The organism is Desulfitobacterium sp. THU1 (assembly GCF_038181555.1).
Taxonomy (GTDB): Bacteria; Bacillota; Desulfitobacteriia; order Desulfitobacteriales; family Desulfitobacteriaceae; genus Desulfitobacterium.
The window spans coordinates 260,829-273,917 of sequence record NZ_JBBWUA010000003.1; the positions used below are offsets into that span (position 1 = coordinate 260,829).

A 13,089-nucleotide genomic window follows, 5' to 3' on the forward strand; every position below is an offset into this window, starting at 1 on the left:
TGTTCATTAAATTGTACTTTTAATTACATTGTTGTATGATGGATTTATATTCCTCTTTAGAATATTAGCAAGGAGTGAATAGTCATGAGATACAGTATCGGCGAATTTGCTAAGCTTCTCGGGGTGACAGTGGATACAATCAAGCATTACGAATCATTGCAAATCATCGAACCTCTTAAGGATGATAAAAATAACTATCGATACTTTGACGACTATGATGCCAGAGTGATTATGAAGAGCAGAGCGCTCAGAAGCCTGAATTTTGCTTTAGATGATGTGGCAAAGCTAGTCGAAAGTGATTCACCGCTGGATGTCGCCGAAACAATGGAAGAAGCTAGACTGGCCTTAAAGGAACAAATTCATAGGAACACTCTACTTCTGAACAAAATGACAGAGTTGCAGAATGAATTGACTGCGATTAATTCATCTTTATATAAATTTGAAAAGAAAACCCTGCCCGGCATGTACCACTTTCAGCAGACAGAACAAAATAAGCTATTGAAAAACACTTACGTTGAAAATATCGCAAGTCATTGGATGAATGCTTTGCCTTATACATTTTCTTTTTTTCAAGTCGAAACGGAGGAGTTTTTATCCGGGATGGAGATTTATGACTATAGCTGGGGACAGGCGATTTTTGAAAATGAATTGGAGTATGTGAATCTAGATATCAATGATTACATCGAATATACACCGCCTCAGCATTGCTTATCTATTGTCTTACCCGGTAAATATAATGAATATTTACTAAGTAGCTCAAGAACCTTGATTTTGGATTATATCAAGGAAAATCGCTATGCTATTCAGGGAGATATTACCGGCAAATTGTTATTTAGTTCGGTAAAAAACAACCAGGGTACCTCCTATATTGAATTACATATCCCTATTCAGGAAGATGTTGTTTACTTATAACTTAAACCAGGCGAAAAAATGCAGGTTAAAATCCGTAGTGAGGGATTTAACCTGCATTTTAAACTTCAAAAACTATGCTTTATCGCTTAAATGGTGTTTAAGAAGGTAGGGTTCATCTAATTTATCAAACTTAAGCAGCAAAACGCCGCCGATGATAAGCATTCCTCCAAAAAGTTGGCTGACTGTCAGTGTTTCACCTAGTATGAAACCAGCTAACACGGTTGTTATCGCCGGTTCTATGTTGCTTAACAGAGACGCTCGGCTGGCTCCTAATAAGGATAACCCTTTCTGGTAACAAAAGAGCGGGATAACCGTACATAATATGGCCATTCCCAGGCCAACGATCCAGAGGGACATTTGAATGTCACCGGAAAGGATATTGGTGGGAGGATAAATAACGGAAGTAGCCACCAAACATATCATGGTAATAAAAGTGGCTACCGTAAAGGGATCGGCCTTTTCAGAGACATACTGACCCACGATATTGTATAAGGCATAAAACAAAGCAGATGCTATACCGTAGAAAAACCCCCACATGCTCATTTTTGAGCCGGACAGGTTGACAATATCGATAACCAGCAAGCAACCAAAAAAAGCAATCAGCAAAGTGACTCCTTTAACCAAGGATAGTTTCTCTTTATAAATCAAGGTAGACATAAGAACAACCATGAGAGGATAGGTATAGAGTAAAATATTTGTAATCGAAGCAGACATATGCTTAATGGATAAAAAATAGGCATATGAACTTCCAAAAAACAATAAACCCTGGAAAGCTATGGGAACCAAACTGGCTTTTGATACCTTAAAGCCCTTTTTCTTACTGAACGATAGGATCAAAACCATGAAGATACTGGCTATAAAAAATCGTGAGAACAACATATCATCCATCGTTAAACCCTGGTTATACCCCCATTTTATAAATATGGGCAAAGCCGCATAGCCTATAGCTGTAGTAATAATTAAGAAATAGCCATTGAGCATGTCATTATTAGCCTACTTTCGTCATATATTGCCATAATTAGAACTTTCACATTTAATTATAGGTAATAAATCGACTATCTGTACAATACCTAATGATTATATGGGGTATACGGAAGATATTAACTCGTCTTTTTCCTTCCTCAGGCTGACTGATGTTTCTGATGCTCATGCAAGCATGACTGTAATAAAGCTTCCTGAAACATTGCACGATGCAATGTACACCTGCTATGATGCAAGCGGACAGCAAATCGATGGTTATATCCCTGCCGCCACGACTACAAATGCTACGAGTGAGTGATTTTAAGCCTATCAAAGTTCCTCATTTTTCAATATAATTGGTACAAATAGCTCATCTGTATTCAATAGATTGGTATCTAGAGAGGAGTGGTACTATGATCAAGGAGTATGATTTTGATAGTATTGCAAGCTCCTATGGGGATCAGAAAGTCTCCAGCATGGGAGAAGAACTTGCTCGCTACCAAAGAAAGCTTATCGATCTGAAGATTCCGGTCATGATCATCATCGAAGGCTGGGAGTCGTCCGGTAATGAGCATATTATCAACGATCTCATCCGCGAGCTTAATCCCAGGAACCACCATGTCCGCGAATATGATTATGAACACTCTGTGGAAAAGGACAAACCTGTCATGTGGAAGTATTGGAAGCTGCTTCCTAAAAAAGGTGACTTGACAATCCTGGACCGAAGCTATTATTTTGACTTACTTAGCGACATCACCATCGAGAAAAAAGATTTGCATAAGCGATATGAGTTAATAAAGACCTTCGAGCAACAGCTAATCGATGACCATATGCTAATCCTAAAATTTTTCCTACATATAAAAAAGAAGACCCATCGCGAAAGACTTGAGGAATTAAAGAAAGACAAGGACCGTTCCTTCTTCATCACTGACATAGATGAAAAGCAATCGAAAAACTATAAGGATTATGAAGGACATATAGATAAAATACTAAAAAAGACCAACTTTAATTTTTCTCCGTGGCAAATTGTATCCGCCGAGGATTTAAAGCTTGCTGCCAAAGAAATCATCGGCAAGACAACCGCTGCAGTTAAAGAAAAAATCGATACATTGGAACAAGATACAGTTGCTTTCAAGAGGGAACCTTATGCCGGCTCGCTGCCCTTAAGTAATATAGATCTAACTCTTAGTGTGGAGTGGGATCCGTATCAAGCCGAACTTGAGGAACTCCAGAAGAAAGTACAGGATCTGACCTATCAACTCTATAACAAGAAAATCCCAACCATCCTAGTATTTGAAGGCATGGATGCTGCCGGAAAAGGGGGAGCCATTCAAAGGTTAACGCGCCTGATGGACGCTAGGTTTTATGATGTTGTGCCGATTTCCGCTCCTACCCCAACTGAATTGCAGTATCATTATCTGTGGCGGTTTTATAAAGAATTCCCTTCAAGGGGTAAAATTACCCTATTCGATCGTAGCTGGTATGGCCGAGTCATGGTTGAACGAATCGAAGGTTTCTCTACTGAATGGGAATGGAACAGAGCTTATGAAGAAATCAACCAGATGGAGCGACAGCTATCTTATGATGGTGCTCTGATCGTTAAATTTTTTCTAGTCATCGATGAGAATGAACAACTCATCCGGTTTAGGGATAGAGAAAATGATTTGGATAAAGTCTATAAAATCACCGAAGAGGACTGGCGCAATAGAGCTAAATGGGACCTTTATATCGAAGCAATGAATGAAATGCTGGTCAAAACTCATCAGAAGCATGCTCCTTGGATAATCGTCGAGGGCAACGATAAGAAGTTCGCCCGTTTGAAGGTGCTGAAAGAGTTTATCGCACATGCAGAGCAATATATTTAGTTAGCTTTCCTCATCCATCGTCTCAAGCAGAAAGCGCTTAAAGTTCTCATTGACATAACAAAATTCATCCAGTATAATTACAGACAAATACGGTCTGTATTATCTCTATGGAGGATATAGTATGAAGTATACAAAAGCAACGAATTATGCGTTGCATATAATGGCCTATTTCGTTAAACAAGAAGGCAAAGACAATTTGACTCTTCAGCCTTTAGCTAGCCACATGAATATTTCACCTACCTACCTATCCAAGATACTAACTCAATTAGTGAAAGCTGACCTTATTCACTCTACACCTGGAGTTAATGGCGGTTATAGCCTTAGGAAACCTAAGACTGAAATAAGCTTTTATGACGTCATTCAAGCCATTGAAGGAAGCGGAGCTCTTTTCACTTGTGAAATGGACGAAAATCGCGCTTGTCAAATAGAAAAGGTCATGAGAAACGCCGAAGAGAAAATGGTCAACCACCTTAAAGAAAAACGCATTTATGATATTGTGTGAAAATAGATGAGCTAAAACCATGGGCAGTTAACTGGCTCGAACTTTTGACACAATCATAGATAATTGCAGTCTGTATTATACCTTATGGGAGGTCTTATTATGAATCACATGCATCATTGCAACCAACCAGATCAAAAGTTTCTAACCAAAATTGCCTTTTTAGATAGCAGGCAACGCGAGCATCTCATACCACCTGAAGCACTTATTAGCCAAATGCCCCTTCAAAACAATCACACCCTACTGGATATTGGCGCCGGTACAGGTTTTTTCACAATCCCTATGGCAGAAAGCACCTCTAACAAAGTGTACGCTTTAGATCCTGACGCACGTATGCTTAACGTTATTGAAGAAAAAGCAAAGGAAAAAGGACTTACAAATATTGAATTGATCCAAGATTATATTGAAAACATCCGCATTCAAAATAACAGTGTCGATTTTGTTATGGCATCCTTAATACTCCACGAAGTAAGTTCACTTACAGAAGCACTCTCTATTATATTTGAGGTACTAAAAACAGGAGGGCACTTGTTCTGTCTGGAGTATGAAAAGGACGACTTAATAAACGAAGGGCCACCCATGTCGATTCGTATTGGTTCAGAGGACCTCGTAAAAACATTGTCACTAATTGGCTTTAAAATTGTGAAGAAGAGTAAAATTAATGATGCTATATATACAGTTTTAGCAGTTAAGCCCGTTGCCGCTCCTATTTCGTCAAGCTGAACACAAGCAACCAAAAAAGCCCCGCCACCTGCGGATCAAGCCGACAGGTAGCGGGGCAGTATATTAATCTAGAGCAATGATTTAAGCAACGCATAATAGATTAGATTACTTAAAATTCTTCTTCTCTTTCAAAAACTTGCGTGCATTCTTCATTCCACCCATATCTTTGAACATTTCATTAAGCTTGACATTTTCGATCCCCCGGGAGTCCAAACCATCATACTTAATTTCTTTCTTGAGTTTTAAATAGCTTTCGAATCTGTCTTTCGCCAAGAAACCGGAATTTATGGCCTCTAGTACGGCACAGTTTGGCTCATTAGTATGGGTGCAATCGCTAAAGCGACATTTTTGGGATAGCTCATCAATATCGGCAAAGGTTTTTGATAAATCGGCGCTTTCAATCCCGATTTCTCGCATTCCAGGGGTATCAATTACTACGCCACCATCCTGTAGAACAAACATCTCCCGACTGGTGGTGGTATGTCTTCCCTTGTCATCATTTCTAATTCCGCTGGTTTCAATAATATCTTCACCGATAAGTCTATTGATTAGGGTAGATTTCCCAACACCTGAAGAGCCAATAAAGGCAATAGTTTTCCCCCTGCCAATATAACCTTTGACCGAGAGATAGCCATCCTCACTCAGACTTGAAGTGACAACAACATCCACTCCCATGGCCACAGCATCAAGCTCTGCCAACTTCTCAGGGAGATTAGGGCATAAATCGGCTTTGGTAAGCACGATAATCGGCATTGCCCCACTGTCCCAAGCGATTGCCAGGTAACGCTCAATTCTGCGAACATTAAAATCATTATTGAGGGACATACAGATAAATACCTTATCTATATTGGCGGCGACCACTTGTTCAGCATTGGATGTCCCCGCAGCTTTTCTGACAAAAACACTTTTTCTTGTCAGAATATGGTGAATAATTGCCTTCCCTTCCCGATCTTGATTCCTGTCCACCATGACGAAATCGCCTACGGCAGGATAATCTGATACTCTCTTTACATCAAAGCGAAACTTTCCTGAAACCTCTGCGGTTAACTCACCATTTTCGGTTATAACCCTATAGAGGCCTTTAGATTGAGAAGCTATTCTCCCAATATACAGCCCCTCATATAGTGTAGATTCATTCACAAATCTTTCACTGAGTCCAATGTTTCCCATATCGATTTTACTCAATTCTTATTTTCCTCCTAAAAGCTGTTTGTTACCATGCCTTTATGGGAGGTTTATACTCGATTATTCGTATACGCCTCCCTTAACTACAATATCCATTAATCTATTTAACATAAACAACAGCTCCTTCAATCAATTTTCATGATCCGACTTACTATAACCATTGGCCTAAGACCACACAAACATTATAAACTGAATTCCTTATTCAAACAATTCATCTCCTCTAATTCTGGACGATATTAGCGTTCGACACCCCAAGTCACCTTATTTTATTCAAAAGCAACTGTCGGGTACCACTGTAAACTAGGTGATGGGGAAATCAAAATAGGTGTCTGGATAAGGTTCGTGTTTCAGTGTGTAATGCCACCACTCGCAAGGGAATGGGACAAAACCGCAGGCCTCCATGATCGAACACAGATATTGGCGGTTTCTCGCTTCCACTTTCCCGATTTCTTTTGCTCCATGATGGGAGATTGAATCCATCAAATCAAAGCTACCCCCCATACGCAGAAGTGTCTCATCAGCTAAATGATAAAGGGTTAAATCTATTGCGCTGCCCCGACTGTGGCCAGACTTAGCAGCCACATATCCTTTTTCAACGATCTCGGCTCTCCCCAGATTCGGATAGTGCTTACCCTTTGTCCGGCCATCTTCCGGCTGCTTGGACCAGCGTAGAAAACTATCGACAGCGCTTTGCGGGCGATAACCATCCCATAGCAGCAGACCAAAGCCCAAGGATGCCGCCTTATCTCGAGCGTTTTCTAGGCTTGAACACAATGCTCTTGAACCAACAATTCGATTGACTGCATATCCTTCTACGGGCTTGCCGGTAAAATTATCCCAGGTGGCATATTTAGCGTCCCAGCGTATTCCGGCTACAAATTCGTCGACATAGACAAAACTACTATTCATCACGTTCTTCCTTTCAAAGTCAAGGACACAAGCTGGTCGATCACCTCGGCAAAGTCCAACCCGGCAGCAGCCACCATGCGTGGATAACGGCTGTACGAGGTCATTCCGGGCAAGGTATTAACCTCGTTAAGAATTACTTTGCCATCTTCCTGCAAGAACATATCCACCCGGGCAAGTCCCCTGCATCCCAAAGCGCGAAATATCGCTTTGGCTGTCTCCTGAACACGCTGACGCGCCTGGTCCGGAATGTCAGCGGGAACAATTATCGTAGAATTCTCGGAACCCTTTTCAGGTTCATTCTCCTGATGGATTCTGAAAAAACCTTGGGATAGCAGAATTTGGTCTACCTCGCCGGCAATTAAGTCCCTATCGTTACCTAAGATCGCACAGCCTACCTCACTGCCGACAACTGCTTCTTCGATCAATACCTTCGAGTCATACTGTCTAGCAATTTTCACCGCCCTCAACAATTCCTCTTTGTCACCTACTTTGGTGACCCCAAAGGATGAACCCGAACGGGCCGGCTTAACAAAAACAGGGTAAATAAACTCCTCGGCATCCAAACTATCGTTAGTCGTGATCGTCGAGAACTTTGGCGTAGCAATTCCGGCATTTGCCGCCACGATATAAGCAAGGGATTTGTCCATACACAAAGCAGAGCTTTGGATGTCGCAGCCTACATAAGGGATGCCGGAAAGTTCCAACAAACCTTGCATCGCTCCATCCTCGCCAAGTTTGCCATGCAGAACGGGAAAAACCATATCCAAACGGATTGTTTTGTACTGTCCTTGCTCCAGAACAAGCAACCCATGTATGCTTCGGTCCGGTGATAGCATAACCGAAAGGCAACTGCCGTTTTCCCAATTTGCCTCAGGAAAGTGACAAAGCTTCCAAACACCACTTTGGGTAATACCGATATAGAACGGTTCATATTTTTCCAAGTCAAGGTTCTTCGCGACCTCGTGGGCAGATTTTACTGAGACGGGATGCTCTTCGGAACAGCCTCCGAAGATAATTGCGATTTTTAACTTAGCCATGCATTTTCTCCTTTCAAATTTCAAACATTGATTGGGGGTCCTTCATTGATAGGGGTTCCTTCCGGAAGTGGATACCCGATTTCGAATACATCTGTATAAAGTAGATTTTCAGAAATGGGTTGTTGGGATTTGTTGTCGATCACCTGTCGACAAACTGAAACCCGCTCGAAAATTTTCTCCTCTTTTCGGAAAAAGCTCTTATCCCGATTGATGACTTCATAACTATACCCGTTGGCTTGACCCACCAAAATCCGGCCATACATATACGGACCATCGATGGCTAATTCGATTTGGAAGGTAAGGCTGGTATCGTTTTTGACCTTTAAATCCAACCACCCTTCGTGGATTGTTGCGTCCACACCATCCGGTTCATCTTCATCAGGCGAAGGAAAATCCTTAATTTCATGAGGATGTCGTTCGACGATCGTGAGGGGAGCATGCAGAAACAGCCAGAACAGCAAGTTGCTGAGGTGACACAAACCACCCCCCGGAACCGTGACTAATTCGTCATTGACCACGCACAAACCATCCTTATAGCGTTGATTTTTCTCGGCATGTCTCACCCGCTGCCAAAACGAAAATGTTTCACCAGGGCAGATTAATAAGCCATTGAGAGGCTCGGCAGCAAGACGCAGATTGAACACCTTGTTCTCCTGATATTTCATATCGAAGCCGGTGTTTTCATTGAGAAGCTTTGACTTGGTCTCATAGATGCAGAAAGGCAAAAACTCCGAAGCCTTTGTTTTGGCATAGTGGTTTGAGTCAAAGTCCATCTTTGTATAAAAAAATAGCTTTCTTTGGGCCTTGCGGATTGGTAGCAAGAATGGAAACAGCTGGGTAATCCTTTTCCTTTTCATTTGAGAAACCCCTTTCAGGAATATAAAAGCCTGTCCGATTCGACAGTTTCAATCTTACCGAAATCAGGCAGGCGATGTTGGAACTTTCCCTTATGAAATTCTTATTATTTTCTTATGATGGACTTATTCTTTTCCCAAGCTGTTGTACAAGCTGCTGTACAGAGCTACAGCATCCGTGAAATTATACTGTTCTGAATAATGATCCCCCTTAGCACCGGCTGTAATGAGCATGTATTCCTCTTTGCCCACCTTAGCGAGACTCGCCAGACAGAGACCGGCCTCGTTCGTATATCCGGTTTTCCCCCCCGTAATTTCCCCACCCCGAATGTTTTGTTGGCTGAGTTCTTCAAATATGGTACTGTAAAGAGTTATCCCGTTAGGGTGCTTATTCGTTGGTGGTATGGAATGACGGGAGGAAGCGAAAATCTCCCGGTAAGTGTCATTCTGCAAGGCATAGCTGAGGAGAATAGCCAGATCTTTGACTGTTGTGTAATGGTTTTTATGATGAAGTCCGGTAGCGTTTTCAAAATGGGTATTCCTCATGCCCAGATCGGCCGCTTTCTGATTCATAAGTGCTACAAAATCCTGCTCCGATCCCGAAATCTTCTCAGCAAGCCCGATACAGCATTCCGCGCCACTGGGTAGCATTACACCATATAAGAGATCGATTGCCCTGACCTGCTCACCCGGTTGGAATCCGGCCATGGATGCATCCGCTTCATACATTCCCTGAAAGGCCGAGTGGTTTAATCTGACTTTTTCCCTCAGATCAGGTAGATTCTCCATGGCTACCAGGGCTGTCATCATTTTAGTCAAAGAAGCAGGATAGATTTTTTCTTCGCTGTTTTTCTGCAGCTGAATACTGTAATCCTCGATCCGGACAAGAATCGCATTAGAGCTTTTCAACTTATCAGGAGATATGATAACAACAGGATCGGTTTTTTCTTTTGATGGAGGAATAGATCCTGTTCTGTCTTCATTAGCATTGGTGCTTAACCCTAAAGAAGAATATGACGTGGTTTTAGCGTCATACTTTTCTTCGAATAGGGTAAGAATTCCTGAACTCAGGTCGGCCTTGTATACAAAAACTATAAGGATAACCAACAGCGAAAGTGTTACTACTCGGCTTATCCCTGACTTTTTCTTTTTTGCTTTCCGGACCAAAATCAACAGCTCCTTATCCTGTGCTGATAATATTCAACCACAGAACAAGAAACGATGTCTGAATTCCAGCTTAGGAAGTCCTTAAGATTTCCTTATCCCGGTATGAGGAATTTAAAATTAAGGAGAAAATCACCCTATCTTAAGGTTTTATTAAGGCATTACATTTTTCAATAGCCTATAATAAACAAATCATTGTCAACGGAGGTGCTTTAGTGTTCAGTATGATTGTCATGTTTATGCTAAGGTTTATTATAGCGTCGCTTACCTGGTTTATCTGCACTTTGCCATTTTTGATTCCCTATTATATCCTCCTCAACTCTCAGGGTAAGAAGATGGGCTATAAACTGTCAATTGAACATATTGTAGGTGCTTGTATCTTCATCTACTATCTTACTGGGGTGCTGAGTCTTACGGGTATTCCTTCCCTAACGGATATTGTTGCGAACAGCTTTGGGGTAATTACACCAAGAGGGTTTAACTTTCCACCGGCTGAGATTAATCTGATTCCATTGTATTGGCTGACAGAAGGCATTCGCCCCTATATTGAAAATATAGTGCTTTTTATTCCCCTTGGCTTGATGCTTCCCTGTATTTGGAACAGGTATGAAGTGTTATGGCGAACGGCATTATCCGGTCTGACACTTTCTTTGCTCATAGAATTGAGCCAATTATTCAATAGCAGAATAACGGATTTAGATGATTTACTGATGAATACTCTCGGAGCCGTGATCGGCTGGCTGATTTTCAAACTGCTGCAAGAACAATTAGCCAAAATACAGGCTAAGGTTGCTGTTCAAAATGCCCCTAGCTATAAAATCCCCTTGCTCCTTCGTGCCGAGGTATGGTTCTATCTGACCGGAGCATTCGCCGGTATGTCCTTAGTTTTTTACCCATTTTTAAGGCCTTTCCTTCACCCGATTTTAAAGTACTTGATTTTTTAGGCCTATTGATGGCAGGCAGTTCAATAACTGCCTATCCTTCAAAATTTAATTTTAAAGGGGCATTGCTAACAACTCTAAAAGTCATTAGCAATGCCCCTTGCTTACTTCTGCGGAAGCACGACAGTAAATACTGTCTTTCCGGTATTGCTTTGCACGGAAATAGTGCCGCTATGGGCGTTGACGATTTCTTTGGCAATAGCCAGTCCCAGCCCGGCACCGCCTGTATGGGTGGAACGAGAGGTGTCCAATCGAAAGAATTTCTCAAAGATGGTTTCCAGTTTTTCGGGTGGGATAGGGTTACCTTGATTGGTAAAGGTGATTACAATATTTCCAGCCTGCTCACCAGCGGAAATAGCGATGACGCTGTTTTCATAGCTATAAGCGATGGCATTTTTCAGGATGTTATTGAACACACGGGCGAGCTTATCTCCATCTCCCCAGAGAGTGAGGTGGTCAGGAACATTGACTGACATCTGTTTTCCTTGGGGACTCAGCATTGGATAGAATTCGTCTGCTATCTGTTGGAGCATAAATAGTAAATTGATCTTTTCCTTATTCAAAACGATCGTTTGCAGATTAAATCTAGTGATCTCAAAAAATTCATTGATAAGCTGCTCTAAGCGATAAGCCTTTTCCAAGGTTATGCCCACATATTTTGCCTTCTGTTCAGGGGGCATATCCGGAGCTTCAGCCAGAAGACTTAAGTAGCCGATCACGGAGGTCAGTGGTGTTTTTATATCATGGGCTAAGTATACGACTAAATCATTTTTGCGTTGCTCAGCCTCCAGGGCGGCTTTCTTTTGCTTTTCCAAATTGGTTTTGATTTGATTGAGCTTTTTTTCCATAAAATCTAATTCCGGTGACAAAATGATCTCCGCGTCCGATTCTTGGGTAAGCTTATCCATGCCAGTGCTGATTTCATCAAAGTATTTTGTGAACCAAGATATCGAAAAGCGAAAAAGGATCACCAAAAAGATGAGGATTACCAGAAAAAGAATCATGTCCAAATTGTTGCGAATCACCAACTGATAGATTGTATGTGCCTCCCAATCGCGAAAACGAAAAGAGTCCATGAGAAAGCCGACGATAAGATCACCGATCTCTCCCCGTAAAAGAATACGCAAGAGATAAACAGAAACGACGGCGGCAACTGTAATCAGAAGCATTTGCCAAAATACTTTCCTTTTTAATCTCGAATAGTCATTTTTCCTTATATCACTTTCTCTTATATCGCTCTTACTTTTCAACCTTATAACCAACTCCCCAGACGGTTTTAATATATTTTGGATGCTCGGCATTATCACCCATTTTTTCCCGCAGATGACGGATATGGACCATTACCGTATTATTGCTGTTGGTGAAATATTTGTCGCCCCAGACCTCTTGGAATAATTCTTCGGATCTGACCACCCTGCCGCGATGCAAGCAAAGGTACCAAAGTATGGCAAACTCCGTAGGAGTGAGAGCTAGCTTCTTCTCATTCAGGGTACATTCATGGGTATTCATGTCCAAGACTAAACCAGAAAAAGCAATTACATGCTCTTCCCTGTTTTGCTCAGTGGAATTGTATTTGGTAAACCTCCGCAGCTGTGCCTTGACACGGGCAATCAGCTCCAAAGGACGAAAGGGCTTGGTGATATAGTCATCCGCACCTAAGGTCAGCCCGGTAATCTTATCGATTTCTTCTTCCTTTGCGGTCAGCATAATCACGGGAAAATTATGCTTTTCCCGGATTTGCTGACAGATTGAAAAGCCATCAATATCGGGAAGCATGACATCCAAAATGGCCAGGTCTAGTTTTTCGTTTGCAATACACTCAAGGGCATCCTTGCCCTGATAAAATTTAAAGATAGTATAGTTCTCATTTTTTAAATAAACTTCAACCAAATCGGCAATAGCTTGTTCATCATCAACTACTAAAATATTGCCAGCCAATCGCGTCACCTTCTCTCTAGTAATTATACCCCATTTATTATACTGCGAAGCACAAACTCATTTTATAGAATTTACTTATGAAAATCTTAAGATTCCCTTAAT

The 13,089-nt window shown here is 41.6% G+C and carries 13 protein-coding genes; 5 read left to right on the plus strand and 8 right to left on the minus strand.

Going from position 1 to position 13,089, the window contains the following annotated elements; translation table 11 throughout:
- Positions 1-84 precede the first annotated feature (84 nt).
- Positions 85-912, plus strand: a complete 828-nt coding sequence (locus tag AAC978_RS04975; protein WP_341546908.1) for a MerR family transcriptional regulator — start codon at positions 85-87, stop codon at positions 910-912.
- Positions 913-984: 72 nt separating this feature from the next.
- Here AAC978_RS04975 and AAC978_RS04980 read toward each other — a convergent pair whose 3' ends face one another.
- Positions 985-1,893 carry a DMT family transporter gene (locus tag AAC978_RS04980; protein ID WP_341546909.1) on the minus strand — a complete coding sequence of 303 codons (909 nt, stop codon included), beginning with the start codon at positions 1,891-1,893 and terminating at the stop codon, positions 985-987.
- Between the two features lie 392 nt (positions 1,894-2,285).
- Between AAC978_RS04980 and AAC978_RS04985 the strand changes: the two genes are divergently transcribed.
- From AAC978_RS04985 to AAC978_RS04995, 3 genes are all read left to right on the plus strand, one after another.
- Positions 2,286-3,737, plus strand: a complete 1,452-nt coding sequence (locus AAC978_RS04985) for a phosphate--AMP phosphotransferase (RefSeq protein ID WP_341546910.1) — start codon at positions 2,286-2,288, stop codon at positions 3,735-3,737.
- A 121-nt stretch (positions 3,738-3,858) separates the two neighbouring features.
- Positions 3,859-4,239 carry an RrF2 family transcriptional regulator gene (locus AAC978_RS04990; RefSeq protein WP_341546911.1) on the plus strand — a complete coding sequence of 127 codons (381 nt, stop codon included), beginning with the start codon at positions 3,859-3,861 and terminating at the stop codon, positions 4,237-4,239.
- Between the two features lie 99 nt (positions 4,240-4,338).
- Positions 4,339-4,959 carry a class I SAM-dependent methyltransferase gene (locus tag AAC978_RS04995; protein ID WP_341546912.1) on the plus strand — a complete coding sequence of 207 codons (621 nt, stop codon included), beginning with the start codon at positions 4,339-4,341 and terminating at the stop codon, positions 4,957-4,959.
- Positions 4,960-5,064: 105 nt separating this feature from the next.
- On the opposite strand, the gene rsgA is transcribed toward AAC978_RS04995, so the two are convergent.
- The 5 genes from rsgA to AAC978_RS05020 form a co-directional block, all read right to left on the minus strand.
- The gene (gene rsgA / locus AAC978_RS05000) at positions 5,065-6,144 is read right to left on the minus strand and encodes a ribosome small subunit-dependent GTPase A (protein ID WP_341546913.1); all 1,080 of its coding nucleotides are present in this window, start codon (positions 6,142-6,144) and stop codon (positions 5,065-5,067) included.
- A 300-nt stretch (positions 6,145-6,444) separates the two neighbouring features.
- Positions 6,445-7,053 carry a D-Ala-D-Ala dipeptidase VanX gene (gene vanX, locus AAC978_RS05005; protein WP_341546914.1) on the minus strand — a complete coding sequence of 203 codons (609 nt, stop codon included), beginning with the start codon at positions 7,051-7,053 and terminating at the stop codon, positions 6,445-6,447.
- Entirely contained in the window at positions 7,053-8,090 is a 1,038-nt protein-coding gene (gene vanI, locus AAC978_RS05010; protein WP_341546915.1) for a D-alanine--(R)-lactate ligase VanI, read from the minus strand. The genes vanX and vanI overlap by 1 nt, the downstream gene beginning before the upstream one ends.
- 20 nt (positions 8,091-8,110) lie before the next feature.
- Positions 8,111-8,947, minus strand: a complete 837-nt coding sequence (vanW, locus tag AAC978_RS05015) for a glycopeptide resistance accessory protein VanW (RefSeq protein ID WP_341546916.1) — start codon at positions 8,945-8,947, stop codon at positions 8,111-8,113.
- 123 nt (positions 8,948-9,070) lie between these two features.
- Positions 9,071-10,111: a D-alanyl-D-alanine carboxypeptidase family protein gene (locus AAC978_RS05020; protein WP_341546917.1), complete on the minus strand. Its 1,041-nt coding sequence runs from the start codon at positions 10,109-10,111 to the stop codon at positions 9,071-9,073.
- A 230-nt stretch (positions 10,112-10,341) separates the two neighbouring features.
- Here AAC978_RS05020 and AAC978_RS05025 point away from each other — a divergent pair, with 230 nt between their 5' ends.
- Positions 10,342-11,052 carry a VanZ family protein gene (locus AAC978_RS05025; protein ID WP_341546945.1) on the plus strand — a complete coding sequence of 237 codons (711 nt, stop codon included), beginning with the start codon at positions 10,342-10,344 and terminating at the stop codon, positions 11,050-11,052.
- A gap of 101 nt (positions 11,053-11,153) precedes the next feature.
- Here AAC978_RS05025 and vanS read toward each other — a convergent pair whose 3' ends face one another.
- Positions 11,154-12,311: a vancomycin resistance histidine kinase VanS gene (gene vanS / locus AAC978_RS05030; protein ID WP_445900282.1), complete on the minus strand. Its 1,158-nt coding sequence runs from the start codon at positions 12,309-12,311 to the stop codon at positions 11,154-11,156.
- On the minus strand, positions 12,289-12,987 hold the full coding sequence (gene vanR, locus AAC978_RS05035) for a VanR-ABDEGLN family response regulator transcription factor (RefSeq protein ID WP_341546918.1): 699 nt from the start codon (positions 12,985-12,987) through the stop codon (positions 12,289-12,291). Before vanR ends, vanS begins: the two co-directional genes overlap by 23 nt.
- Positions 12,988-13,089: the final 102 nt, after the last annotated feature.

Coding starts and splice junctions, on each gene's coding strand:
- AAC978_RS04985 (WP_341546910.1), top strand. CDS start 2,286: ATGATCAAGGAGTATGATTTTGATAGTATTGCAAGCTCCTATGGGGAT.
- vanW (WP_341546916.1), bottom strand. CDS start 8,947: ATGAAAAGGAAAAGGATTACCCAGCTGTTTCCATTCTTGCTACCAATC.
- vanI (WP_341546915.1), bottom strand. CDS start 8,090: ATGGCTAAGTTAAAAATCGCAATTATCTTCGGAGGCTGTTCCGAAGAG.
- AAC978_RS04980 (WP_341546909.1), bottom strand. CDS start 1,893: ATGCTCAATGGCTATTTCTTAATTATTACTACAGCTATAGGCTATGCG.
- AAC978_RS04995 (WP_341546912.1), top strand. CDS start 4,339: ATGAATCACATGCATCATTGCAACCAACCAGATCAAAAGTTTCTAACC.
- AAC978_RS05025 (WP_341546945.1), top strand. CDS start 10,342: ATGTTTATGCTAAGGTTTATTATAGCGTCGCTTACCTGGTTTATCTGC.
- vanX (WP_341546914.1), bottom strand. CDS start 7,053: ATGAATAGTAGTTTTGTCTATGTCGACGAATTTGTAGCCGGAATACGC.
- AAC978_RS04975 (WP_341546908.1), top strand. CDS start 85: ATGAGATACAGTATCGGCGAATTTGCTAAGCTTCTCGGGGTGACAGTG.
- AAC978_RS04990 (WP_341546911.1), top strand. CDS start 3,859: ATGAAGTATACAAAAGCAACGAATTATGCGTTGCATATAATGGCCTAT.